The 25153-nt window shown below is 34.5% G+C and carries 22 protein-coding genes and 2 tRNA genes; 14 read left to right on the forward strand and 10 right to left on the reverse strand.

What is annotated here, in order from left to right:
- Window positions 1-432: 432 nt before the first annotated feature.
- Together rpoH and Q8L85_09165 are read right to left on the reverse strand one after the other, a co-directional pair.
- Complete coding sequence (gene rpoH, locus Q8L85_09160) at window positions 433-1320, reverse strand: RNA polymerase sigma factor RpoH (GenBank protein ID MDP1724854.1); 888 nt, start codon at window positions 1318-1320, stop codon at window positions 433-435.
- A 101-nt stretch (window positions 1321-1421) separates the two neighbouring features.
- The gene (locus tag Q8L85_09165; protein ID MDP1724855.1) at window positions 1422-2435 is read right to left on the reverse strand and encodes an RluA family pseudouridine synthase; all 1014 of its coding nucleotides are present in this window, start codon (window positions 2433-2435) and stop codon (window positions 1422-1424) included.
- A 254-nt stretch (window positions 2436-2689) separates the two neighbouring features.
- Between Q8L85_09165 and Q8L85_09170 the strand changes: the two genes are divergently transcribed.
- Both Q8L85_09170 and Q8L85_09175 read left to right on the forward strand, forming a co-directional pair.
- Window positions 2690-3688: a tryptophan--tRNA ligase gene (locus Q8L85_09170; GenBank protein ID MDP1724856.1), complete on the forward strand. Its 999-nt coding sequence runs from the start codon at window positions 2690-2692 to the stop codon at window positions 3686-3688.
- A 279-nt stretch (window positions 3689-3967) separates the two neighbouring features.
- Window positions 3968-4810, forward strand: coding sequence for a class I SAM-dependent methyltransferase (locus Q8L85_09175; GenBank protein MDP1724857.1), 843 nt, complete (start codon window positions 3968-3970; stop codon window positions 4808-4810).
- A 29-nt stretch (window positions 4811-4839) separates the two neighbouring features.
- On the opposite strand, the gene Q8L85_09180 is transcribed toward Q8L85_09175, so the two are convergent.
- Entirely contained in the window at window positions 4840-5532 is a 693-nt protein-coding gene (locus tag Q8L85_09180) for an alpha/beta hydrolase (GenBank protein ID MDP1724858.1), read from the reverse strand.
- Complete coding sequence (locus tag Q8L85_09185) at window positions 5532-6074, reverse strand: hydrolase (protein MDP1724859.1); 543 nt, start codon at window positions 6072-6074, stop codon at window positions 5532-5534. Before Q8L85_09185 ends, Q8L85_09180 begins: the two co-directional genes overlap by 1 nt.
- 63 nt (window positions 6075-6137) lie before the next feature.
- On the opposite strand from Q8L85_09185, the gene Q8L85_09190 reads away from it, so the two are divergent.
- From Q8L85_09190 to Q8L85_09210, 5 genes are all read left to right on the forward strand, one after another.
- Window positions 6138-7061, forward strand: a complete 924-nt coding sequence (locus Q8L85_09190) for a DMT family transporter (GenBank protein MDP1724860.1) — start codon at window positions 6138-6140, stop codon at window positions 7059-7061.
- Between the two features lie 53 nt (window positions 7062-7114).
- On the forward strand, window positions 7115-7444 hold the full coding sequence (gene erpA / locus Q8L85_09195; GenBank protein MDP1724861.1) for an iron-sulfur cluster insertion protein ErpA: 330 nt from the start codon (window positions 7115-7117) through the stop codon (window positions 7442-7444).
- Between the two features lie 156 nt (window positions 7445-7600).
- On the forward strand, window positions 7601-8371 hold the full coding sequence (xth, locus tag Q8L85_09200; GenBank protein ID MDP1724862.1) for an exodeoxyribonuclease III: 771 nt from the start codon (window positions 7601-7603) through the stop codon (window positions 8369-8371).
- 273 nt (window positions 8372-8644) lie between these two features.
- The gene (locus Q8L85_09205; protein MDP1724863.1) at window positions 8645-9124 is read left to right on the forward strand and encodes a copper chaperone PCu(A)C; all 480 of its coding nucleotides are present in this window, start codon (window positions 8645-8647) and stop codon (window positions 9122-9124) included.
- 190 nt (window positions 9125-9314) lie between these two features.
- Window positions 9315-9389, forward strand: a tRNA-Gln gene (locus Q8L85_09210).
- A gap of 2 nt (window positions 9390-9391) precedes the next feature.
- Here the strand turns inward: Q8L85_09210 and Q8L85_09215 are convergent.
- Window positions 9392-10702: a hypothetical protein gene (locus tag Q8L85_09215; GenBank protein ID MDP1724864.1), complete on the reverse strand. Its 1311-nt coding sequence runs from the start codon at window positions 10700-10702 to the stop codon at window positions 9392-9394.
- Between the two features lie 195 nt (window positions 10703-10897).
- Here Q8L85_09215 and Q8L85_09220 point away from each other — a divergent pair.
- Window positions 10898-10972: transfer RNA gene (locus tag Q8L85_09220), tRNA-Gln, on the forward strand.
- A gap of 416 nt (window positions 10973-11388) precedes the next feature.
- Here Q8L85_09220 and Q8L85_09225 read toward each other — a convergent pair.
- Both Q8L85_09225 and Q8L85_09230 read right to left on the reverse strand, forming a co-directional pair.
- The gene (locus Q8L85_09225) at window positions 11389-12432 is read right to left on the reverse strand and encodes a response regulator (protein ID MDP1724865.1); all 1044 of its coding nucleotides are present in this window, start codon (window positions 12430-12432) and stop codon (window positions 11389-11391) included.
- 6 nt (window positions 12433-12438) lie between these two features.
- Window positions 12439-12861, reverse strand: coding sequence for a response regulator (locus Q8L85_09230; protein ID MDP1724866.1), 423 nt, complete (start codon window positions 12859-12861; stop codon window positions 12439-12441).
- 142 nt (window positions 12862-13003) lie between these two features.
- On the opposite strand from Q8L85_09230, the gene Q8L85_09235 reads away from it, so the two are divergent.
- The 6 genes from Q8L85_09235 (at window position 13004) to Q8L85_09260 (ending at window position 21163) form a co-directional block, all read left to right on the forward strand.
- Window positions 13004-16399, forward strand: coding sequence for an FAD-dependent oxidoreductase (locus tag Q8L85_09235; protein ID MDP1724867.1), 3396 nt, complete (start codon window positions 13004-13006; stop codon window positions 16397-16399).
- A 294-nt stretch (window positions 16400-16693) separates the two neighbouring features.
- Complete coding sequence (locus Q8L85_09240; protein MDP1724868.1) at window positions 16694-17383, forward strand: lytic transglycosylase domain-containing protein; 690 nt, start codon at window positions 16694-16696, stop codon at window positions 17381-17383.
- An 81-nt stretch (window positions 17384-17464) separates the two neighbouring features.
- On the forward strand, window positions 17465-18250 hold the full coding sequence (gene phhA / locus Q8L85_09245) for a phenylalanine 4-monooxygenase (GenBank protein ID MDP1724869.1): 786 nt from the start codon (window positions 17465-17467) through the stop codon (window positions 18248-18250).
- Window positions 18251-18375: 125 nt separating this feature from the next.
- Window positions 18376-19251: a hypothetical protein gene (locus Q8L85_09250; GenBank protein ID MDP1724870.1), complete on the forward strand. Its 876-nt coding sequence runs from the start codon at window positions 18376-18378 to the stop codon at window positions 19249-19251.
- Window positions 19252-19487: 236 nt separating this feature from the next.
- Window positions 19488-20411 carry a sulfite exporter TauE/SafE family protein gene (locus Q8L85_09255; GenBank protein ID MDP1724871.1) on the forward strand — a complete coding sequence of 308 codons (924 nt, stop codon included), beginning with the start codon at window positions 19488-19490 and terminating at the stop codon, window positions 20409-20411.
- Window positions 20411-21163, forward strand: a complete 753-nt coding sequence (locus Q8L85_09260; GenBank protein MDP1724872.1) for a TIGR02186 family protein — start codon at window positions 20411-20413, stop codon at window positions 21161-21163. Before Q8L85_09255 ends, Q8L85_09260 begins: the two co-directional genes overlap by 1 nt.
- Window positions 21164-21515: 352 nt before the next feature.
- On the opposite strand, the gene Q8L85_09265 is transcribed toward Q8L85_09260, so the two are convergent.
- The 3 genes from Q8L85_09265 to Q8L85_09275 all read right to left on the reverse strand — a co-directional run bounded on the left by Q8L85_09265 (window position 21516) and on the right by Q8L85_09275 (window position 25067).
- A complete protein-coding gene (locus tag Q8L85_09265; GenBank protein ID MDP1724873.1) occupies window positions 21516-22925 on the reverse strand; it encodes a hypothetical protein in 1410 nt (469 codons plus the stop codon).
- 66 nt (window positions 22926-22991) lie between these two features.
- Entirely contained in the window at window positions 22992-24758 is a 1767-nt protein-coding gene (locus tag Q8L85_09270) for an AAA family ATPase (protein MDP1724874.1), read from the reverse strand.
- Between the two features lie 30 nt (window positions 24759-24788).
- Complete coding sequence (locus Q8L85_09275; protein MDP1724875.1) at window positions 24789-25067, reverse strand: hypothetical protein; 279 nt, start codon at window positions 25065-25067, stop codon at window positions 24789-24791.
- Window positions 25068-25153 lie beyond the last annotated feature (86 nt).

Consider the following 25153-nt stretch of genomic DNA (forward strand, 5'->3'; position numbering starts at 1 on the left):
AATATTCATCAGGATTTAAATGTCCTCTCACTTTTTTTCTTAACAACCATTCATCTATTGCTGAACGAGAAATCTTAAACAATTTACTTGCTGCAGATTTTTTTCCTCCTTCTTCAATGTAAGAGAGCACTTTCTCTCTTAAATCTACTGAATAACTCATAACACATTGTTTTATAGCAACTTTGTAAGATTTTCAACTCATTTCACTATACATTTCATTCCTCCTTTACATTTTTTCTAAAAACACATACGTGTTGTAGGTGCTTTTAAATTATTTATCGTTCTATTATAATTGTGCTATAAAATATTTTTTTTACAATTTTAAATGCAATTTTGTATTTATATATAAAAAATAATAAGTAAAAACAACAAAAACAATTTCAATAAAATTAGACAAAATTTTTTATTGTTCTTTATGGAGTGAACAAAATATTAAGAAGCAGCTTTCAAATCGTCTTCAGCTGCATTCAAAACATAATCACGAATTTTTTCATATGCCCTGACTTCTATTTGACGAATGCGTTCGCGTGAAATACCGTATTTTACGCTCAATTCTTCAAGTGTTTCAGGGGTATCGTTAAGTCTGCGGCTTATAATGATTTGTTTTTCACGATCGTTTAAAATGCTCATGGCTTCACCCAAAAGAGCGCTTCTTTTTTGAAGCTCTTGCTGTTCACCAAGCGCTGTTTCTTGATCAATTGTATCATCCGGCATAAAATCTTGCCATTCACCATCCCCATCAATCTTTAGGGGTGAATTTGTAGAATAATCATGGCTGAGCATACGTCTATTCATATCGATCACTTCACGTTCTGTGACGTCAAGTTTGGTTGCAATGTGTTTTAAATGTTCAGGGGTTAAATCACCTTCTTCAATGGCTTGAATCTCGCCTTTTAATCGTCTTAAATTAAAGAATAATTTTTTTTGAGCGGACGTTGTGCCCATTTTAACCAAAGACCAAGAACGCAAAATATATTCTTGAATAGAAGCTCTAATCCACCACATTGCATAGGTTGCAAGACGAAAACCTTTTTCAGGATCGAATTTTTTTACAGCTTGCATAAGACCAATATTGCCTTCAGAAATAAGTTCATTAACAGGTAAACCATACCCTCTGAAACCCATTGCAATTTTAGCAACTAGACGTAAATGACTTGTAACCAAGCGATGTGCAGCATCAAGGTCTTGTTCGTCACGCCATAATTTTGCTAAATCTTGCTCTTCCTGTGGCTCTAAAAGGGGTATACGTCGGATTTCGCGCAAATAGCGCGTTAATCCAGAATCACTATCAAGAACAGGAATGAGACTTGTACTAGCCATCTATAAACTCCCTTTTATGTTTCTCAGAGCATAACCGTAAGAAACATGATTTTCAATCTGTTTAAATAATAATTAATACTACTATAATTATCACACTACGTCTACAATTTATCAAACAAATTTATAATAAATTTGTAATCATCCGTAATATTAGATTCAAAAAACAAATGTTTTTTACTTGAGGGGTGAATAAAACCCAAACGATACGCATGTAACATTTGCCTGTTACATTTCTGAATCTCTTGTTTTATTTCATCATTTTTAAGAACGCTTGGTATTTTAAGCCCCCCATAAACGGGATCACCAATGATTGAATGCCCTTTTGACGCTAAATGCACGCGGATTTGATGTGTTCTACCTGTCGCCAATTTGCAGTCCACTAAAGATGCAATCATGGCAAAAGTTTGATCAACTTTATAATGTGTCAATGCATAACGACCATTTTTTTGAACAATAGCCATTTTTTTACGATTTGTGGGGTGCCGTCCAATATCACCTTCGATATCACCTTCTTTGGGACTTGGAACGCCCCAAACGAGCGCTTTATAAGCGCGATCTATAGATCTTTCCGAAAATTGTCGTGTTAAATCCTGGTGTGTTAGATCATTTTTAGCAACGACAATAAGACCCGAGGTATCCTTGTCTAATCGATGAACAATACCAGGTCTTTTCACCCCACCAATACCTGACAAAGAATCTCCACAATGATGCAACAACGCATTGACCAAGGTGTAATCCTGATTGCCTGGTGCTGGATGCATAACAAGGCCCGCAGGCTTATCAAGCACAATTAAATCATCATCTTCATAAACAATCGATAATTCTATATCTTGAGGTAAGGGGATTGCTGATTCAGGATTGGGAATAAATAGATCATATACATAAGCGGATCTGACTTTAGTCGATGCTGTTAGCTTAAAAGCCTTTAAACATTTAACGTGATTGTGCTGAATGAGATCTTGTACCCGAGAACGCGATAAATCAGGCAAGGCTTCTACTAAAAATCGATCTAAGCGCATTAAATCTTGAGAAGGTATTGGCTGAAGTTTGAAAAAAATTCCCTCTAAACCTGTTTCAGGATCGCAAAAAGAAGAAATTTTTTCTATAATAACCATTTCCTAGATTTGGGAAGCATATGAAAATAATTCAAGAGGCTACACACGAAACAGATGATTTATCTTTCGTTTGTGTTTATACTCGTTAAATTGGAAATACCCCACTGATGACACCAATTTGTTATTATACTCAAACGGTTTCAAAATGTGGGTAGGAAGGCGCGCGGTGAGATATGCGGAGTGTATTTCTTCATACATGAGCATTTCGAATCCCAAGTCTGACGCCCTCCACAGCTTGAAACAGAAAGAGTATAATGAAAACGTACTTAACAGGCATTAAACCTACAGGCGCACCCCATCTAGGGAATTACATAGGCACCATTAAACCCGCTTTAACGCTTGCTGAAAATGCGCACGCCAAAGCTTATTACTTTATTGCTGATTACCATTCACTCACCATTAATCTAGCCCCCAAGATTCTTAAAAATTATATTTATGAAGTCGCAGCGACTTGGCTTGCTTTAGGTTTAGATCCCGAAAAAGTGCATTTTTATTGTCAATCGGATGTGCCTGAAATCACTGAACTATCTTGGATTTTGTCTTGTTATACTGCTAAAGGGCTGATGAATCGCGCACATGCTTATAAATCTTTAGTTGCCGAAAATGAAGCAGCTCAAAAACAAGATAATGATATCAATATTAATATGGGCATTTATACATATCCCATTCTTATGGCTGCAGATATTTTAATATTTGATGTTGATGTTGTGCCTGTTGGTCAAGACCAAGTTCAACATATTGAAATTGCACGTGATATAGCGTTACGCATTAATACGCATTACGGTAAACCTCTTTTAAAATTGCCCATTGCATCCCTCGCTAAAGATGCCACAATCATTCCTGGCCTTGATGGCAGAAAAATGAGTAAAAGCTACGATAATACGATTCCTATTTTTGCTGAACCTTCTCAGCTGAAAAAACTAGTCATGCGCATTGTTACAGATTCAACCTTGCCGCATGAGCCTAAAGATCCCAAAAGCTCAACTATATTTCAATTATATACACATTTTGGCACTGATGCTGAAATTGCTGCTTTTTCAGAGGGCTATCAAAAAGGCATTGGCTGGGGAGACGCTAAAAAAGAATTGTTGAAAGCTCTTGAAGAGCGCTTAGAACAACCACGTCAAAAATACTTGGAATTGATGGCAGATCCATCAAAAATTGAAGCAATTCTAAAAACAGGTGCTGCAAGAATACGACCCATAGCACAACAAAAGATAGCCTACATAAGAAAAGAAATCGGCATAGACTAATTATAGTCGATAGACATTGGAAGGATACATCGTCACGTCTCACTCATGTATATTAGGATACACTTCGCTCGTTGTTCCTTGTCTACTTCTCAAATCTATCGACTATAAATGGCGTATTATGGACAAATTCGTCGTCAAGTCTGCACTTCTGGTATTCTGTACAAAGAGGTACATTCCGTGCGGTTCTCGACTTTTCTAAACTTTGCTGCATAATCTGAGCATTTATTACTGAAACACTAAATGTCGACGACTAATGTATAAAAAGAAAAAGAGGAAAAAATGCTTAAAAAACTAACAACATTTATTTTTACATTATGCTATATGCAGCCTATCCATGCTGAAGATAAATCTGAACCTGCCTCTGAAACACTTAAAATGCCAGAACCAAATGTTGTAGGATTGGTTAAGACCCTCAATAATATGGGTTATATGGTTACAAAACCAGATATACTTATTAAAAGATTTCTTGATTTTATGGGTCAAACAAAAGGACGATTTTTAGATGTAGGTGCAGCTTTCGGCGAAGCAAGCATTCAAGCGCTAAAAGCCGGTGCAAGCTATGGTATTGCCAATGATATCGATGAAAAACAAATAAAAATTTTAGAAAACCGCATTGATCCCGAACTCAGATCAAAAATGGCGTTTATGCCGGGTAGTTTTCCAGATAAAGTCACTTGGCCCAAAGATAGTGATCATTTAGATGGCATCCTCATAGCACGTGTTCTTCATTTTTTTGATGGTCCTCAAATTGAGCGTGCGCTCAAAATTTCATTCGAAAAATTAAAACCTGGTGGCAAAATATTTATCCTTGTGAGCGCGCCTTATGTTCGGCAATTAGAAGGCTTGCGTAAAGCAATGGAGGAAGGAAAACAAAAAGGCGAAAAATGGCCAGGTTACACTAAGAACGTATGGTCATTTTCGCCGTTCATGGCAGATATAATTCAACCTGAATTTCACATGCTTGATTTTGATGTTTTATCAAAGGCCATATGTGAAACTGGTTTCATTCTGGAGTATTTTGAAGAAATCTCATTGTTAGAAAAAAGCCTTGAAAAAGTAAATTCAGCAAATGGCATTGAAGCATTAGCTTTTATTGGTCGCAAACCGCTTAATGGGATGTAGTTATAGAATTATTCACGGCTGCATGGCCTTTAGCTATGTAGCCATTCTTTTAAATATTCCGTTACAAGATCAGGTGCTTCTAACGGTGTTATGTGACCCGCATTTTCGATTAATCTTAAGCATGCTTTTGGAATCAACCGATGCATGTCTACTTGATGCTCAACAGAAATCAACTGATCATTCTGTCCCCCAATAATCAATGTCGGCACATTAATCTGGTGTAATAAAGATGTGCTATCAATACGTGAAAGAATCGCTTTTTCTTGACGAATGAAACCTTCTTGGCCCACACGTTTGGCCATACCGAAAACAGTATCACGTATAGATTGGTTATGAATATTGCTTTTATCTACAAGACTTTTCATTAATTGGGGTGTTACACCCTTAAATTTGCCTCGTGACGCAAGTTCAATAAAATCAAGACGTCTTTGGCGAATAGCAGGCTCGTCGATACGATGGGTCGTGTTGATAAAAGCTATTTTTTGAACGCGATCTGGCGCTTGTCTTAAAATTTCAAATGCAACATAGCCGCCCATTGAAAAACCACAAAGTGCAAATTTTTCAGGTAAAACACTCAAAAGTGTTGAAACCATTTCAATAATATTTTCGTGTTGCGTTAAATCCGGAATAATAAAGTCGAATTCATTTTCAAGGGCTTGCTTTTGGTGAATCCATAATTCAGCATCACATAACAAGCCAGAAAGTAAAACAACGGGATACATTATTGATTTTTGATCATATGATTGATCTCGTTAAATGCATCTGTGCCTGATCTGTGAAGCCATTCATAGGTTACCATTTCTTTTGTAACGATCTGAACAGCACAATGCGTCATACGTTTTAAAGCAGCTTTTTTATCCGATAATTGACGCGATGAAATAGCGTCTTCAACAACGAAAACTTGAAACCCTTGCATCTGTAAGCCTATGGCCGTTTGTAATACACAAATATGAGCTTCCATGCCTACAATTACAATTTGTGATCTTTTTGTGCTTTTAAGATACTCAACAATAGGTTCATCTTCTGCGCAGGAAAAGCATGTTTTTTCAAACGATTTCAAATTATAAACATCAATTTCAGAAATTGTTTTACCAAGTCCTTTCGGATATTGTTCTGATAAAATAGATGGAACAGTTAAAATTTGTGCAACATCAAGAAGAAATTCTGTTCCCTTTAGAATAAGTTCTTTTTCAGCCTGTAGAGGAAACAACTTTTCTTGAATATCGATCACCAAAAGAAGCGATTTTGAAGCATTGAGAAGCATGGTTTGATTTAAATCCTATTCACATGTAAAATGTCATCTTGGCCCAATCATAAAGCCTAAAGAATGAATGATACAAAATCAACCTTCTTAAATTTTTTTGAACAAAAGACGATTTCGATCCTCGTATTGATTCTGGCATCATTTTTTCTGTCCACAAGTGCCATTTTAGGACGATTTTCTGAAATTGATCCTACAATTCTTCTTTTTATGCGTTTGATTTTTGCATCAACTTTTTTAAGTATTTATTTCCCAAATTCTTTTATAACACCAACGAAAACAAGACCAAGATCCACTATTTTTTGGATATTGTTCACAGGGTTTAATTTCACAGCAAGTCTTTTTTGTTGGTACACAGCTTTCAATTATACAAGCCACGCCAATGTTATCTTTTTAGGCAATTTATCGCCCATCATTGTTGTTTTTTTAGCCTATTTTTTCTTGAAAGAACATTTGGATATATCTGCTTGGTTTGGTCTTCTTTTTGCCACTTTTGGAATCTATCTATTGTTTTACGATAATTTTGATCTTTCAGCCGATTTATGGATAGGTGATCTTATTAGCTTAGGATGTTCCGTTTTTTATGCACTCTATTTTATAGGCATTCGTCAATTATCCAATAAAATGAGCAGCAATCAGTCAATTCCCTTGATTACTTTTTCAGCGACTCTTTTTGCATTACCTCTTTTTATTATTTCTGATGTGTCGTTATGGACAATTTCTTTAAATAATTGGATAGGCGTCATCCTTACAGCTTTTTTGGTGCAACTTATGGGACAGGGTTTGAATTCTTTTTCTATGTCACGTTTGCCAGGATATTATTGCCTTATCCCTTGTCTTTTATCACCGTCTTTTGCGCTTTTATGGATCTATTTATTTTACGACGAACCTATCAATGCAGCTCAATTAGAAGGAGGGATTTTTATTTTTATTTCATTGTCTCTGATTCTTATTAAATTGCCTGTTCGATTACGCCAAAAGAGCATTTGACTTTTAAGCAACAATCACCAAATAGTAGGATATAGGCCTATGGAGTTTAAATTATGTCCCATGTCACAGTTACTGAAAATGCAGCCAAACGTATCTTAACGCTTATTGCAAAGCGCAATAAGCCAAATTTGATGCTGCGCATTATCGTTTTAGGTGGCGGATGCTCGGGATTTCAATATAAGATTGAACTCGATGATCAGCTTAATGACGACGATAAAATCTTCGATCAAAATAATATTAAACTTGTTGTTGATGAAACGTCTTTAGGTCTTCTTGAAGGGATGACCTTGGATTATGTGGAAGAACTTATTGGCGCATCCTTTCAAATTAAAAACCCTAATGCTACCGCCTCTTGCGGATGTGGCAATTCATTTGCGATATAACTACCCATCCTATGGGTAAATTCGTCGTCAAGTTTGCCCAAAATATATAAACTGGCAGTGCTCATGTACTTTAGTACATGTAGCTATGGTTCTCACCTTTCCTAGATTTTTCCTCATAATCTGGGTAGTTTAATTTAGATGCACTAGAGAGTTATTATGACCCTTATTGTTTCCTGGAATGTTAATTCCATCCGTGTTCGTTTAGAGCATTTAGTACAGTTTTTAAAAAATCGTCAGCCAGATATTATGTTATTGCAAGAGCTTAAAGCGCAAGATGACGTTTTTCCTTATGATGAAATCCAAAATCTAGGCTATAACGCCGCAATACATGGACAAAAAACTTATAACGGTGTCGCCATTCTTTCAAAATTACCCATTAGTAATGTTGTAAAAGGTTTGCCAGGTGATGATGAAGATCTAGAGGCGCGTTATATAGAAGCGCTTTGCGGACCGTATCATGTAGCATCCGTTTATGTGCCCAATGGTCAAGAAGTAGGCAGTGAAAAATACCAATATAAACTGAAATTCTATGAACGACTTTACACACATCTACAACAACTTTTACGCAATAATGATCAAACGATCATTGGTGGCGATTATAACGTGGCGCCTTACGATATTGATGTTTATGATCCGGAAGCTTTGGGAAATCAAATTCTTTGCTCAACAGCTGAACGTAATGCCTTTCGAAAATTACTACATTTGGGTTATTATGACAGTTTCAGAGCAATCTACCCCAACGAACAATCCTTTTCGTGGTGGGATTATAGGGCTGGTGCTTGGCCTAAAAATGAAGGTTTACGGATAGATCATCTTTTACTCTCTCCAAAAGCCACCGATGGCCTTTTAGACACAGGTATTGACAAAGAAATGCGTGCTGCAACAAAAGCATCTGATCATGCGCCTGTTTGGTGTAAGTTAGTTTAAATTACTAACGACGTGAACTTGGAAATTAAAAAACAGACGAACTAAAGCATAACCAATTGAATTAAAAAAAACCAAATGGCTTCGTCGTTGCGAACCCCCATAGGGGGTGCAGCAATCCAGTCCTAAAATCAACATGTTAGCCTTTGAAAGGCTATTTTCTGGATTGCTTCTTCGCCCCTTTTTATTTGGGGCTCATCGCAACGACGGAAACTATAGGTTTCCTATAAAATTAATTTCCGAGTTTGCATTAACTATATCTTAAGGGTTAACATCATGATTAAAAACGTAATTTTCTGTCTTTCTCTTCTTATTGCTGCATCTCCACTTTTTGCCGAAAATAAAGCTGAAGAACCAAATGTAAAATACTATATCGGAACCGTAACAATCACTAATCCCTGGGCAAAAAACACGGCTAAAGATCAAAAAAATGCTGCCATTTATATGGAATTAATTTCAGGAACTAACGATAAATTAATTAAGGCTGAAGCACTAGATCTTGCTGATCGTATTGAACTTCACGATCATATCGTGGACGCGCAGGGCGTTGCAAAAATGGTTGAAACAAAAGCAATTGAATTGAGAGCCAATGAAAAAGTAATGCTCAAGCCACGCGGACGTCACGTCATGCTTTTTGGTCTTAAAAAACAATTTAATGTTGGCGACAGACTACATATGAAGCTTACTTTTGAAATAGCGGGCACGCATGAAGTTCAAGTTGAAGTCAAAGATCAAAGCCATAATTGTTGTGGCTAAAATCACTAAATAAATATCGTCATTTTATATAATTGAGCTGTTTTTTTATGGTGTTAAAACTTTAACAAGATGGCTCCATTCTTTTGGTAAGCATATCAAAAAACATTATAAAGTTAATACACACCAACACAAAAATGTTTAAAAAGGCTTGCATGGGCTATAAAAAGACTGTATATTTTCTCTATTCTTTTGGGGCGTCGCCAAGTGGTAAGGCAGCGGTTTTTGGTACCGCCATTCGTGGGTTCGAATCCTCCCGCCCCAGCCAATTCAGTTTATCGTATGCCTTTTTTTAAAATCTACCTGATAACGATTACTTTTAGATTTTGGTTTTGGCTTTTTAATTTTTTTCTGAATTTTTAATACGTTCGGCAATTTCTTATCTTTTTTACTTGGTTCTATAATCACTGGTATTTGAAGTGCGTTATCCATAGAAAATATGATAAAAGGCATAAAATAAGGTATGTTTTGTTTTTCTTTTATATTTGCAATTGTAGAAGTTGACATATCTTTTAAAAAGAGCTCAATATATATTCTTATTGCAGCACGTTCAGTTTCAGGATAGGCTAAAAAATAATTTTTAAAAAAACTTTGCATTGCAATACTAGCGTTTGTGCATATGTTCGAAATAGTTGTTGCGCATATTTCGGTTTCGTTCATAGCATCAAAAAAAGAAATAAAAATTGAAAACAAATCACCCTCAACTGGATTGCTATCAGTTGTTTTCGATACGTAGCTGTCATTATCAATAGTTTCAACTTGGTTTTTTGTAAAATCAAAATAAATATTCCCGCCATGCGCATCCCCATGGGTAATTGTTTTATAATAATCGGTTAGTTTTTTTTCGTAGCGCGTAATTGGATTGTTTTCAAATGTATCATCTTGCAATAAATCTTTACTAAGCAATGTTGATTGATCCATAAATGTAACATGCATATTTCCAAAAGCTTGACCTAATTTTTCGTAAGCTTTGATAATATTATTAATAGATTCATTCTCGATAATATCATGAAATGGTTTTCCTTGGGCTGCATTTAAGATAATAAAATATCTATTTTTATCATTACTATCCATATAATCAAATGAAAAAGGTAGTGCAAATAATGGTTTTGGAAAATCAGTTGGATTGTCTAAAAGCCATTGAATTTTATGATTTGACTGAACAATTCTTAAATTATTGACCTCAATATCATAATCCTCTAAATTTTTAATAACATAGGTTAATTTCCATTCATTTGATGCTATTGGGTTTAAGCATTGCTGATTAATACTAATAAGTGTAATTTTTAAATCACGTTCTGAATCAGATGGATTTCTTAATTGAACACAATTTGGATTTATCAAACGATCGCCCCTTTCATTTGGATCTAAATATAAACTATTGTCTAAAAAATCAAAATATTCTTCACCATTTTCATCTTGTTCAATATTTTTTTTACTAAGCCAATCCGCAATAGATTCAATCTTAAGACCATTTTCAGATATCTCATCATTGGTGACAAATATTTCTTCAAAAGCATATAAAACATTTGATGTAAAAAAAACGCCTATAAAATAGAGAACGCCTATAAAATTATTCATAACAACCTCCACCTGTACATGTTCTATTATTTGTAAAAAAGATTAAAATAAAGTTAAAAAATATTTTATATTTCTACTTTAGTAAATTTATTTTACAATTTATTTTGATCTTTATAAAAACAATCAATTAATAGCAGAAGCCTACAAAAGGGGTTGTGTAAGATGTAAAAAGGCTGTATCTTGTCATTATTCTTTTGGGGCGTCGCCAAGTGGTAAGGCAGCGGTTTTTGGTACCGCCATTCGTGGGTTCGAATCCTCCCGCCCCAGCCAATTTTATTCATTAGCTCATTTCACTTTTTTTTCTTAATTATATTTTTAAAAAACGCTACAAAATAATTCAATTTACATGACAAAGAATGAAATTAAGCCCATTTTTAACTATCCAGCTCTCACACTCCGCAACTTATTTCTAAGAAGTGAAAACAATTTTTTACCAAAAGCCCTCTAAAAGAAGAGTTTTTTACCTCTCCCCTTGTGGGAGAGGTCGCGACCAAAGGGAGCGGGTGAGGGGTATTTTACAATTTTGGAGAGATGCGTATTTGTTTGGCAATGCTTAGATTATGGCGTGATGGCGTTGCTCTTTGTAAACGCTTTATACACCCCTCACCCGTCGCTGCGCGTCGACCTCTCCCACAAGGGGAGAGGTAAAACCGAAGCAATTTCATTTTTTGTTTTGTAGATTGATTTTAATTATAAATAATTTTTTGATCATTCCTATGAATAAAGCGTTGATTAGCAGCATCAAGCGCATCAATCAGTTCGCGGCCAATATTGCCACCCATTCCATTGATTTTTAAACGTAGGATCGCTTTAAATGAATTTATATGATCTTTAATAAGTCCTAAACAATCATCTGATAAATCGTGAATCGATGTTAAATCGTAAAGAGATTGCGCAACAATAGCGACAAGCGGGTAATCAAAAATCCCTCCTAAGCCTCGCAATTCATGTGAGGTTGAATTCAATCTTTCAAAAAAGGGCTTACGTTTAGATTCTTCTAAGTTTTCAGAGGATTTGCAATCACTTTCTAAAAGATGGATATACTTTAATACGACATCAAGAAAACCTTGCGTTTGTTTAGTAAGCTCTTTTCGAATCTCACGCATAATCTGTGGATCAACAATAGGGTATTCATCAGATGATTCATTTGAAGTTTTTTGATTTTTTTTTGGCATCACACTTAAGATGCGATATTTTTTTACCTGTTCGGGTTTATCGAGTGGGCCGCGTCGATCGATTGTATAAGCTTCACGGGCTTTTTTACGTCTGTCTGGACCAAAAAAATTATCCGTTTTAACAAAAGTATTTTCATTCGTTAAAAGACGTTGTAAATGTCCCGTTACGGCGTCAACAGAAAAAGGCTTTGACAAAAATCCATTGCCACCAAGATCGCGTGCCCTGGTTATTTTTTCAACATCACAAATACCACTAATCATAATAAAAGGAATAAAGGGATTGGGTGATGCCTGATGTTGACGAACCCATCTTAAAAGTGAGATACCATCAACGGGCGACATTAACCAATCTGATATGATTAAATCTATGCCGCAACTACCAGGTTTGCTATGATCTTGAGGGTATGTTTTTAACACCTCAATAGCCTCTCCACCATCGCGTGCCTTCAATACATCCCCAATACCTAAACAACGCAAAATCGATGTAATAAGCCCCCTAACTTGATCACTATCTTCAACAAGAAGTATCCTGATATCTTGAAAGCTTTTAATCATTTTATATTACCTTGCAATTGCGTTCGTCAGTCCAATGGCATTGGCAATTTGCTTTGAAATTGCTTCAAATGTAAATGGTTTAGTAATGTAACCTTGGATTGTTAAATTACCCATTTTACTTTCAAGTTGAGATGCATTGAAATCACTCACCATAATGACAGGTAGGTTTTTATTGGGACTATCTGATGAAGTACGCACCCATTTTGTAAGTTCTCCACCATCAATAGGTGTCATATACCAATCTGTTATCATCAAATGGATCGGGGAGTTTTGACGATATCTTGATTTAATTATATCGATCGCTTCTTTGCCGTTTTTGGCAAAAATGATTTTAGCTGATTTCATGCGTGACAAAAGTGCATTCATTAAAAATTGTGTTGAGATATTATCTTCAACCACAAGTAGCGTTAAATCGTCTATCATCATCATGAAACTTCTTATTTTTCTTGTTTATCTACCTAATTGTTCACTGTAATGAAGGATGGGTCAAGCAAAAACAAAAAGATTGCATATTTTTTAAAACTTCTTAAATTAGGTAAGCACAGGTTAAATACATTAGGATTTTAATAAATTGCATTTACAGTATGGTTTTCAATTTCAAGATCTTTACACATTAGAAGGTTTGAAACGTTTAGACACATTATTTCTTGAAAAACTCAATAGCAAAAACCCTGAGCATAAAAAATTACTTATCGCTATGCGCGAACATCCTAAAAACTTTACAACCAAAGAACAATCTTCGTTTTTTTTAGAACTTGTGCCTTTTGTTGAAGATTTTATTGGATCGTTTTTTGATGTGCATCAAAATAGTATTCAATTAAAAGAGCATTATTTAAGTTATTTACCACTTATACGTGCCAAAAAAATATTTATACAAAGGCGTATTGGCAAAAATTATAATAACGAAAAAATTCAATCCATTGATGCAACGTCCTTAGAAAAAGACGTCATCGATATATTAGGACCTGATTGGTCTGACTTAAAATTTGCAGTAAGAATATTAGATTTTTTAGAAGATGAAGAAAAATATGCAAAAGAGATCAAGCTGCTAAGTGACTATGCTGGATGGGCTATATATTCATTAGAAGGCATTCAAAAGCATAAAGAATCTTCTTTTTTTAAACTACCCGAAAAACTGGATTTTGAGCATTTAATTCATCATCTGCAACAAAAAAACAATCAATTACAATATGATGATTCGGCGTTAAGACAACGGAATGGCTTTTCGCTTACAGATCAAGGATGCTCAAAAGAACAATCTTTTGATCAAGCACATTATTGTATTTTTTGTCATCATCAAGGCAAGGATTCATGTTCTAAAGGCCTAAAATCTAAAACAACACAAGAATTTCAAGCCAATTCACTTAGCATTTCGCTGACTGGGTGCCCTTTAGAAGAAAAAATTTCAGAAATGAATCAATCCGTTTCTGAAGGTTTTATTTTGGGCGCATTAGCCATTGCCATGATTGATAATCCGCTTTTACCATTAACTGGTCACCGCATTTGCAATGAATGTATGAAGGCTTGTATTTACCAGAAACAAGAACCCGTTAATATTCCAGCCATTGAAACAAAGATATTGCGCGATATTTTGTCTCTGCCCTGGGGCGTTGAAATATATTCTTTGCTTACGCGTTGGAATCCACTGAATTTTGAAAGACCGCTCCCCAAAGATTTGACGAATCATAAAATATTGGTAGCAGGGACGGGGCCCGCTGGTATTAATTTAAGTCATCATTTGCTGAATGAGGGTTTTGCTGTTTTTGCAATTGATGGGTTAAAAATTGAACCTTTATCCAATGTATTGGTTGGTGCCGGTTTTAAACCCATTCGTTATTTTAAAGAGATTCAAGAAAATTTAGACGAACGTGTCATTGGCGGTTTTGGTGGTGTTGCTGAATATGGGATCACCATCAGATGGGACAAGAATTTTCTAAAATTAGTGCGTATCATTTTGGAGAGACGTGATCATTTTCATCTAAAAGGGGGTATCCGTTTAGGCAGTAACATCACTATTGAGCAGGCCTTTTTATATGGTTTTGATCATATAGCGCTTGCTTTAGGTGCTGGTAAACCAAATCTTGTGCCCATTAAAAACAATCTTGCCAAAGGTGTTCGTATGGCTTCAGATTTTTTGATGGCTTTGCAATTAACAGGGGCATTTCAAAAAAGTAATCTTGCCAATCTGGAATTACGTTTGCCAGTTATTGTTATTGGTGGTGGATTAACAGCTATTGATACGGCAACAGAAGCGCTTGCTTATTATCCGCGCCAAGTCGAAAAATTTTTGCATATTTATGAAACATTAAAACAAAAAAATATTGATGTTGATCAAAATTGGTCTTTTCAAGAAAAAGAAGACGCGCAAATTTGGCTTGATCATGCACGCGCCATTAAACATGAAAATGAAACAGCGATTCTTGAAGACCGTCAACCCAATATTATTAAATTACTTAGATCTTGGGGTGGCGTAAGTATTGCCTATCGTAAAACCTTACAAGAGTCCCCTTCTTATACGTTAAACCATGAAGAAGTTTCAAAAGCATTCGAAGAAGGTATTTATTTCATCGAAAATATCACCCCCATTGAAATTGAGCTTGATCAATATCAAGCGACAAAAGGTCTTAAAGTAAAACATCATGATGTTGATTTAATTTTACCTGCTAAAACAATTTTAATTGCAGCTGGAACTCAACCTAATATTACGTTAAAAGACGAAACCTCTTTTTTAAAAACAGATGGTAAATATTTTGAAGCACAAAACCTTGCAGGCATAACAATAAATCCAGAAAAATCAAGTAAACCTAGCGAAATAGGCATTTTTACATATACGCATCATGATAATAGAAAAATATCCTATTTTGGTGATTTGCATCCTAGTTTTGCAGGCAATGTTGTTAAAGCTATGGCAAGCGCTAAACAAGGCTATCCTTATATTTCAAAACATTTAGAGATGCTTAAACCAAAAGACATACCTTTTCAGGAACTTTTTAATGACATAAATGAAAAACTCACCGCAATTATTACTGAGGTGAATCGTCTAACACCAAATATTGTTGAAATTGTTTTAAAAGCGCCGTTGGCTTGCGAAAATTTTAAGCCAGGACAATTTTATAGACTTCAAAATTTCGAAATGAGTGCTCGTAAAAATAGTGAAGCAAATTTCTCCATGGAAGGTATTGCCTTAACAGGGTCTTGGGTTGATGCATCAAAAGGGTTGCTGGGCTTAATCATTCTTGAAATGGGTGGATCATCGTCATTATGCACCTATCTTCAACCCAATGAAGAAGTCTTGTTGATGGGTCCAACCGGTACACCGACAGAATTACCCTCAGGTAAAAATGTATTATTAGTTGGTGGTGGCTTAGGTAATGCCGTTCTTTTTTCTATTGGTAAAGAACTGAAGCAAAAAGGATCAAAAGTTTTATATGTTGCGGGTTATAAAAAAATTGAAGATCGTTATAAAGTTCAAGAAATAGAAGATGCAGCTGATCATATTTTATGGTGCTGTGACGCGCAACCTGGATTTGAAATTGATCGTCCGCAAGATTTTACTTTTGTTGGCAATATTGTAGAAGCCATGCTTTCTTACGCAAAAGGCGATTTAGGCGACCAACAGATAAAGTTAAATGACATTGATCATATCATTGTTATTGGATCTGATCGTATGATGGCAGCCGTTCAAAAAGCCCGCTATACAATATTAAAACCCTATCTTAAAGAACACACAGCTATCGGCAGCATTAATTCACCGATGCAATGTATGATGAAAGAAATTTGTGCCCAATGTTTACAACGTCAGATTGATCCCATCACAGGCAAAGAAAAATTCGTCTTTTCCTGCAACAATCAAGATCAAGCTTTAGATAATGTTGATTTTAATTTTTTAAATCAACGTCTAGTACAAAATGCAACGCAAGAAAAATTGACGTCATCATGGATTGAACATCTTAAAACAATTTCATAAAATAAACGTAATTTCTATTATCAAAATCATCGTTAATATCAAAATTATTTGATAAAATTTTTTATTGCTAAAAACAAAGTGATAACAAATAAATGTAAATATATTTTACTGAATTAAAATAAAAAGAACTCAGTATAAGTACAGTACAAGTAAACCATAATTAATTTTTATATTGAAAAATTCATCAATTAATGATATAAAATAAAAACGTTATTAAAAACATAAAATTATAACATTGAAAAAAGTTGGCATAGATTTTGCTTTATTATTAACATCTAAAAAACTGAGGTTTGAATGAACTTACTTATAAACATCGTTTTGTCTTTAAGCTTGCAATTGTCAGCACCCTTGCAACAGAACAAATTCACTTTGGACGTTTCTGAAAAGAAAACAGATCATTGCCATGTCCTTTTTGATAAAGCCGAAAAAGAACACGGCATATTGCCACAGCTTTTAAAAGCAGTTGCTCATGTTGAATCTGGTCGCTGGGATCCCACATCTAAATCGCAAGGCGCTTGGCCATGGACTGTTACAGTTAAAGGCAAAGGGCAATATTTCAACACAAAAGCTGAAGCAATCAAAGAAATCAAACGCTTGAAAAGTAATGGTATTCACGATTTCGACGTTGGGTTGATGCAAATCAATAATTATTGGCATAAAGATGCTTTTGCATCCGCTGAAGAAGCGCTTGATCCTGAAACGAATATTGCTTATGGCGCTAAATTTCTTAAAGATTTGTTTCATAAACATAAATCATGGACTAAGGCCATTGCATGTTACCACTCATACAATCCCAAATATAATCAAGCTTATTGCAAACGCGTTTTAACAGCTTGGGGAAAAGTCAAAACCACAAATTATGAAAGACTTTATCCTAAAATGAAGCTTTACAAAAAAGCATCACTTGCTAAAAATTTTGCAGTCTCACCTAAAAGCAATTCTAAAAAAAGACAGATCGTGCGTATTTATAGACGTCACGCTTAGAAATAAAAATTCCTCATTTATCAAAATTTAATTAATTTTATGGTATGATAAGATCATAAAAAGATAAGTGAGGAATCTGCTATGCAGGATTATCTTATTCAACAAGATTATAGTCTCTATACAAAAGATCAGCACAAAACTTGGTCATTTTTGTTTAAAAGACAAGAAAAAGTTCTTAAAGATCGTGCTTTTGATTTATTTCTGGATTGCCTAGAAGCCCTTGATATCAATGAAAAAGCAATGCCTGATTTTGATAAAATCAACACACTTCTTAAATCAAAAACAGGATGGGAAATATTACCCGTTAATGGTTTTATCCCTAGCGAAGATTTTTTTAGTTTTTTGGCCGATAAAAAATTTCCCTCAACAACCTTTATTAGAGACAAAGATCATCTTGATTATCTTCAAGAGCCCGATATTTTTCATGATATTTTTGGTCATATCCCACTTCTTGCAAATCCTGTTTTTGCAGGTTATATGCATGAATTTGGTAAAAAGGGAGTCGAAGGGTTAAGATTAGGCTATATCGATTATGTAACACGTCTTTATTGGTTTACGGTTGAATTTGGGCTTATCCAATCTCCAAAAGGTTTACGCATTTACGGATCTGGTATTGTCTCGTCAAAAGGTGAGTCCATATATTGCCTTGAATCACCAGAACCGCATCGTTTAGCATTCGACATCGTTCGTGTTATGCGCACGGATTTTCGAATCGATGAATATCAAAAAATTTATTACGTTATTCCCAATCTTCAAGAACTTTTCAATATTATTCAAAATGATTTAAAACCATTTTATGATAAAGCTCAATTTCTTGGAGATATTAAAGATTATATCTTGATTACTGAAGATAAATTAACTTATTGATAATTAATAATTTGCAACTATTTGGTCACATGTGATTATTATTCAATCAGCTATATTGACCTAATTTTATCCATTGTCTATAGTAATCAAATCTTAAACATCAACTTTACATAGGAATTTCTATCATGAAAAAAAGACTATATTTTATAGCCTTGTTAACCATACTTTCATTAAATTTCGCGACATCACCATTGTTTGCGGTAACAACTATCTCTGGCGATGAAACACCAACTTTTACCTCCGTTGAAAATAGTCAAGAAGAAGCAGTTCATGGACCACAGCCAAACCCAGAAATAAATAATAATAACAACAATCAAATCGATGATGAAAATCAAGTTGATTTAAATGGCGAAGATCAATTTACAGAAGAAGAAAAAAAAGCTTTTGTTGAGTTTAACAGTAAAACAGACAGGGATTTCATTTATGATCTTTTAGTTAGAGTATGTGCAATGAAATCGGTAGAAGGTAAAATTTATAGATATAAAGCAAAAAAAGGACAAGAATCTATTTTAAAATCACTTGGGAATTTAATTGAAAATGATATTCAAGTTAAATTAATATTTTCAAGTTCAAATATACTCGATAATGGTGTAGTAGAAACTACTTACAACATAATGGTAGGTGAAAACTTATTTGAAGATGTTCTATTAATCGATGTTATGTATCATTATCCAACTTTTTCAACTAAGAAATGTGTTTTTAACTCTAAGATTGACGATTTATTAACCGCTTATGATAAAATTTATAATAAAAATGGTGCTAACCATGGTAATTACCTCTATTTTTTACAGAATGATAAAGATAGAGATATGATTACATTGCTTAATAAAAATAAGGCGGATTTTAGATTCAACATCTGGACAAAATGTCCTTATGGTGCATATGAACATCACACATATGATCACAACTATTGCAATCCAGTTAATTATGTGACAGGACAACTTTATGTTGATGAACAAAAACTAAGCCGTTTTACAAACGTTGTTGCAATGAAAAAATAAGCTTTTCAAATAAGATGGGTGGGTTTGCCTACTCATCTTTTTGTATTTTCTCCACCTTCTCTAAAATCTTCATGACCTTAAAACAAATGCGTAGAAAGCATAAGAAAAGCTAGAAAAAAAATCAATTTTAAGGTAGGGTAGTAAACATATATATCTTTCAAATTGCGTATTCTTAAATTTATGTTCTCCACAATTTGAAAAAAAATTGTAACATCAAATACCAGAGGTATCCTTCTATGGAAGTCTATCTTCCTATTGCTGAAATGTCTGTTGATGTATCCGTTCTTTTTGGGTTGGGTGCTATTGTTGGATTTTTATCAGGTTTACTAGGGATAACAGGTGGGTTTTTAATGACCCCCATTTTAATTTTTATAGGTATTCCGGCACCTGTTGCTGTGGCAAGTCAATCTAACCAACTTATAGCGTCTTCCATTTCAGGTGTGATTGCTTATGGCAGACTAGGACGCGTTGACTATCGTATTGGCGTTGGGCTACTAGCAGGCGGTTTATTAGGATCGCTTTTCGGCGTTTGGATCTTTAGTGTTTTAAAACGCATTGGTCAAATTGATATCTTTATTTCCTTTAGTTATGTTATTCTTTTGGGCATTATTGGTGCGTCGATGTTATTCGAAAGCATCAAGACAGTTTTAAAGGTAAACAATTTACTACCAGAAGCCATATTACAAAAAGAACAACATCCTTGGATTAAAAATCTTCCTTATCAAAAATATTTTCCACGTGCCCGCATGGAAATAAGTTTAATTGCCCTTCTTGTAACAGGTTTTGTCGTTAGTTTTTTCTTAGCGATGATAGGTGTTGGTAGCATCATTATGGTGCCCGCTTTAATTTATATTTTACGCATTCCTATTCTTTTAGTACCGGGTACGTCCCTTTTTCAAGCTGTGTTCATTGCGTCTTCCGTTACATTGCTTCACGCAATCACGAACCAAACGGTTGACGTTGTTTTAGCACTTTTTTTACTTTTAGGCGGTATCATTGGAACACCTTTGGGTAGTCAAATGAGCCATCGCTTTCGTTCAGAATATTTAAGATTGTTTTTAGCACTGATATTGTTAGGGTTTTGCAGTAAGCTTGTTTATGATCTTGTCGCACAACCAAAATCGCTTTATACGGTCGTTACCTATGGAGTTGATGACTAATGAAGAGGATATTTATCTTTTTGTTTTTCATGCTTTCGATACCGTTTTCAGTTCATGCTGACCCAAACGCGCTTGTTGCTGATCTATCCCATCATTTAATAGCCATTCATACCGATTTTAAAGGGACTGATGTCGTATTATTTGGTTCAGTAGACGAAGGCGGGCATATTGTTGTGACGGTAAAGGGGCCGCGCAAAAATTTTGTTGTTCAACGAAAAGAAAAAACAATGGGCGTTTGGTTGAATCGCACGGGGATTAAATATCACAACATGCCCTCTTTTTTTCGCATTGCAAGTGACGTCCCACTTGATGAAATTTTAACCCCTAATATGATTACACGATATGAATTTACGCCCGAAACATTAGATATTGAATCATCTAAAGATTTTTTTTCAAATAAATATCGTTTTTACAAAGAAGAGTTAATTGAAAAATTACGCACCAACAATTTTTATGGACGCGATATAGAGCGTATTAAGTTTTTGGGACCGCATCTTTTTAGAACAATTCTGCATTTTCCCTCCAACGTTCCACCTGGTATTTATACAGTTCATGTCTATCTTATTAAAGATAATCAAGTGATTGCAGCCCAAAGCACCCCCTTAAGTGTTAATAAAGTAGGTCTTAGTGCAGATTTATTTGCATTTGCTCATAACAATTCATTTATATATGGCATTACGGCGATTTTGTGTGCTTTGATGTTGGGTGCAGTGGGGGGCATTGTCCTTCGACGTGGTCGCCACGCTACCTAATACTCTAACTCTTTCAAACTATGGAGGGCGTCAGATTTCGGAATTCAGCATGCTCATGTATAAAGAGATACACTCCGCGTGCTTCACCACTCATCTTCCTACCCATATTTTGAAATAATCGAGTATGATGCTCAGATTATGGACAAATCCGTCTTCAGAACTGCACTTCCAGTACTCATGTATGAAGAATACACTCCGTTCCGGTTCTCGTTCTTCCTAGACTTTGCCTCATACTCTGAACATTTACACATAGCTGAGTATGATGCTCAGATTATGGGTAAATTCGTCGCGTCGTCAGAACTGCACTTCAGGTACTCATGTATGAAGAATACACGCTGTTCCGCTTAATTCTTTAAAAACTAAAACCTACAACGCGACTTTGAAAGGCATTATCAAGTTGATCTAAAGGTGTTTTACCTGAGCATATGATGTTAAGTTTGCTCCAATCCACTTTAAAACCTAAATATTTGCAATCAAATTTTTTTGTTGTATTATCAAAAAGCTTTAAAAGCCAAAGAATGTTAGTTATATCTTTTACCCAATGATCAATATTTTTAATAATTAATAGGGAGTTTAAATGTTTTTGGGTTCCAGCTTGTAATGCTTCTAAAAACAATCCCTTTTTAATTTTATAAGAACCATATAAGAACACGTCATCAGGCACAGCATTTTGAGCATCCACAATGTAGTAGGGCACACCAAACGCGCGCGCAATTAAAATGGATGATTCCTGAAAATCAGCATTACCTATGGAATCTAAATGACAATATGCTAAATATCGTGTTGATTCTGTAATGTTTTCATCGAGTGTCTCTTGTGCGTAATTTGCAAAAGACGTTAAAATTTCTTCGCAATCACTTTGGATATTATCTGATATATTTTTTTGGGTGAGTTCTGTTTTTAAATTGGTAATTATTGCTTCAAGTATTTCAAAATACTCATTATTTGTTTCTTGGGACAAAGTTTTTGTTTCAGTTGGGTGTGAAATCATAGAGTCAAGAAACTCTTTATCATGAAAAACATCTTGATTATAATAAGACATAAAAGTTGATTCAATTTTATCTTGCCAATTTGCTAAAATTTTCGATTTGTTACTAACATACAAACATTCTAAATCGAAAATTTTGCCGGAACTTGTTTGACGTTTAAGGGAGTTAATAAGATTAGATTGAGTAGATAATTGATGTTCAACTTCGCGTACAGGCGCAATCTGTTCCAACATCATGATTGCCTTTCTTGAAGGAATCATCAATTCACGCATTAATTTTTTGATACGCTTTTTACAATATGCGACACAATCATTATAAAGATGTTCTGCAATTCCAGGCTGAGCTATGACACTACTCATATATCTAATGAATTCGATAATAGAAGTTTCATAATATTTTTGAGATGAACCATTGGCAGGCGCATATGAAAAAGGGGCTGATGAGAGAATGCTAACTGAAATGATATAGGGTAACGCTTCCAATAAATAAGAAGATGGAAGAACAAAATATGTTGCTATGTTTCTTTTTTCATTCATTTCATCTAATAGTTTTTGCAATGTTTCAATTTCTATTGTTTTGAAATTGATTATTTTTTCATCTAATAGTTTTTGTTTTTTAGCTTTCAGTAATGCTATTTTTGCTGTGCTTGTTGCAGAAAAGGACAGCTCAGATTGATCGTAAATATCACGCGTAAATATATTTTCTAGTCCCTTCATTGCGTAAGATTTTGTGCAAAAAAATAAGGATAAAAACAGTACATTTAAAAATTTCATTTGTATGGCCTCAATATAAGTAAAAGACACTCTCAAGTGCCTTTTATAATCTTAATTTTTGTTTAACTAATCCGCTTGGATTTCAGCTTCAACAATTATATCGGTCTTTGCCCATTTTTTCTTTGTGGCTGTTTCTTTCCATTTATCTTGAGGTTGTTGCAATAAAGCGTCAATACGCTGTCCTACTGTACGATTATCGTCTACGTCATAATAATCGATGATAAAATCAGCCATTGTATTACGGATAATAAGCCATTCATTTTGTTTGTTGTAAAAGATTCTAGACATTTTAAGTTTTCTATCACTCAAATAATCACGTATGTGTTTTTTCTTAGATTCAATATCTGCTGGAAGAAATTTGATTAATTCAAACCTACTATTCAAAGCTTCAAATTGTTCTTTATCGAGACCAACACTAAAATCTGTATTTGTCGTGCAAATAAGATGAACTTGACTCATATCAAACTTTTTAATGCCATAATACCCAGCGTCAAAATACAATGTTTCTTTATCCGAATTTTTAAGCAAACATTTCATTAACCCTTTCATATCAAGAACTTTCCCAGTTGCAGCATCTTTTGTAAAAGCGCGATCTACATCATCAATAATAATAATGATATTTTTTGATCTTTTGCCGTCAGCATTTTGAGCTAGAAAAGCCTTAGGGAAATGCCCTTTATTACTTGATAGAATTGAGCTGCTTCCATAAAGAGAAGATGTTTTGAAATCATCTTCATTAGCAATATCCAAATAATAAGTCGGTAAATTAAGGGCTTGAGCAATTAATTTTGCTGCAACCGACTTACCAGCACCCGGTTTGCCAAAAAATAAATAAGCTTTACGTTTGTCGCCATTTTCTTCAGCAATAGCATTTTGAGAGCAGTCACAAATATCACGAACCATTTGCTCTAAAGATTCTTTTACATCTTCCTTATAGAAACATAATTTTTGATCATTTCCATGAATGGTTTCTTCTGCAAATATTTCTTTTATAAAATCGTTAGTTTCCTCAACAAGTTCATCACCCTCTTTATAATTAGGCGGCAAAGAAATTGTTTCTGTTGGAAAATTAAGTAAGTCTTGTAAGGCTTCCAAAGGATCATTATTCCCTAAACCACCTGGCGCTTTGCGGCAAGCGATAAGTTTATTTTCTATGACTTCTTTCCAATCATCATTATATATTGATTGGCTTTCTACATATAAAGCTTCAAGATCTTTAATGTTTTCATTTTCGATTTTATTCAGCAACGTCGCAATAAGTGCTTTTGCCTCGATCCTTTTTTGATGAGAACCATCTTCCGCAAAAACAGTAAGCCCCACTTCTAAAGCAACATGGGCAGCCATGACGCCACCCGCTACTTTGTAATTGAATATTTTTTCACCGTCAGTATTTCGACCACCAGAACAATAAGCGCTTACAAAAGTTGTTCCGGTAGTACGTAGAGCTTTGATACCAAGATCTTTCCAACTTATTGTTGATAATTCATTAACATATGTTAAAATCGGTATTATTTTAGCTTCAATTAATTTATTTATTTTACGTTGTTGAAGTTTTTGGAGTGTTGGGTCTGTTGTGGGTTGCACATTTACTTGTGCATTTATGCGCATTTGTGCAAAAGTTTCACCAAATAATTTTTCAAACAATGCCCGATTTTTTAGATCCAATGGATCCGTATCATAGTGATTAGCAACGTCTAACCGATAGAGGTCATGCGTGAACAAATTTTCAAATGGATATGCCGTATTAACATCGCTTATGGGGTCCGCATATGAAGACGCAGGATAAAAAGATGTGGATATGAAAAAGCATATGAAAAATTTAAAAAATTTCATTGTGGTTTGTTCCTATTTTTTGGGTGTATATTAGTTTATAAATTCTTTCTCAACACAAAGTTTTAAGAATGGTCGTATAGCGTCTATTTCTTTTTCAGCTTGTTTTTCTTCGCTTGATGTCCATATTGAACTTTTTCGAAATTCTTCTATACGGAGAGTGTTTGAAACTAATAGATGTAATGCCAAATCACAATTATGTTGATTTACAGCCATACGACCATTAGTATCATATTCTGTTTTTGTTTTACCTGCATATATTGCAGATGAAAGACTAAACAATGCTATACTTAGAAAGATCGTTCTCTTCATTTTAATATTCCTCAATAATTAGGTCAACAATAGAAATGATTTTCTATCTGATTTAAATGACATGGTCAATGTTTTTTTGTAGATTT

The sequence above is a fragment of the Alphaproteobacteria bacterium genome (genome assembly GCA_030680745.1).
GTDB lineage: Bacteria > Pseudomonadota > Alphaproteobacteria > JAUXUR01 > JAUXUR01 > JAUXUR01.

What these genes read in the sequence shown, in the direction of transcription:
- Q8L85_09180 (MDP1724858.1), bottom strand. Translation starts at nt 5,532, where the DNA reads ATGTATCCCGTTGTTTTACTTTCTGGCTTGTTATGTGATGCTGAATTA.
- Q8L85_09265 (MDP1724873.1), bottom strand. Translation starts at nt 22,925, where the DNA reads ATGAAATTTTTAAATGTACTGTTTTTATCCTTATTTTTTTGCACAAAA.
- erpA (MDP1724861.1), top strand. Translation starts at nt 7,115, where the DNA reads ATGTCCCATGTCACAGTTACTGAAAATGCAGCCAAACGTATCTTAACG.
- Q8L85_09170 (MDP1724856.1), top strand. Translation starts at nt 2,690, where the DNA reads ATGAAAACGTACTTAACAGGCATTAAACCTACAGGCGCACCCCATCTA.
- Q8L85_09215 (MDP1724864.1), bottom strand. Translation starts at nt 10,702, where the DNA reads ATGAATAATTTTATAGGCGTTCTCTATTTTATAGGCGTTTTTTTTACA.
- Q8L85_09255 (MDP1724871.1), top strand. Translation starts at nt 19,488, where the DNA reads ATGGAAGTCTATCTTCCTATTGCTGAAATGTCTGTTGATGTATCCGTT.
- Q8L85_09240 (MDP1724868.1), top strand. Translation starts at nt 16,694, where the DNA reads ATGAACTTACTTATAAACATCGTTTTGTCTTTAAGCTTGCAATTGTCA.
- Q8L85_09250 (MDP1724870.1), top strand. Translation starts at nt 18,376, where the DNA reads ATGAAAAAAAGACTATATTTTATAGCCTTGTTAACCATACTTTCATTA.
- xth (MDP1724862.1), top strand. Translation starts at nt 7,601, where the DNA reads ATGACCCTTATTGTTTCCTGGAATGTTAATTCCATCCGTGTTCGTTTA.
- Q8L85_09230 (MDP1724866.1), bottom strand. Translation starts at nt 12,861, where the DNA reads ATGATGATGATAGACGATTTAACGCTACTTGTGGTTGAAGATAATATC.
- Q8L85_09205 (MDP1724863.1), top strand. Translation starts at nt 8,645, where the DNA reads ATGATTAAAAACGTAATTTTCTGTCTTTCTCTTCTTATTGCTGCATCT.
- Q8L85_09165 (MDP1724855.1), bottom strand. Translation starts at nt 2,435, where the DNA reads ATGGTTATTATAGAAAAAATTTCTTCTTTTTGCGATCCTGAAACAGGT.
- phhA (MDP1724869.1), top strand. Translation starts at nt 17,465, where the DNA reads ATGCAGGATTATCTTATTCAACAAGATTATAGTCTCTATACAAAAGAT.
- Q8L85_09225 (MDP1724865.1), bottom strand. Translation starts at nt 12,432, where the DNA reads ATGATTAAAAGCTTTCAAGATATCAGGATACTTCTTGTTGAAGATAGT.
- rpoH (MDP1724854.1), bottom strand. Translation starts at nt 1,320, where the DNA reads ATGGCTAGTACAAGTCTCATTCCTGTTCTTGATAGTGATTCTGGATTA.
- Q8L85_09185 (MDP1724859.1), bottom strand. Translation starts at nt 6,074, where the DNA reads ATGCTTCTCAATGCTTCAAAATCGCTTCTTTTGGTGATCGATATTCAA.
- Q8L85_09175 (MDP1724857.1), top strand. Translation starts at nt 3,968, where the DNA reads ATGCTTAAAAAACTAACAACATTTATTTTTACATTATGCTATATGCAG.
- Q8L85_09275 (MDP1724875.1), bottom strand. Translation starts at nt 25,067, where the DNA reads ATGAAGAGAACGATCTTTCTAAGTATAGCATTGTTTAGTCTTTCATCT.
- Q8L85_09270 (MDP1724874.1), bottom strand. Translation starts at nt 24,758, where the DNA reads ATGAAATTTTTTAAATTTTTCATATGCTTTTTCATATCCACATCTTTT.
- Q8L85_09190 (MDP1724860.1), top strand. Translation starts at nt 6,138, where the DNA reads ATGAATGATACAAAATCAACCTTCTTAAATTTTTTTGAACAAAAGACG.
- Q8L85_09260 (MDP1724872.1), top strand. Translation starts at nt 20,411, where the DNA reads ATGAAGAGGATATTTATCTTTTTGTTTTTCATGCTTTCGATACCGTTT.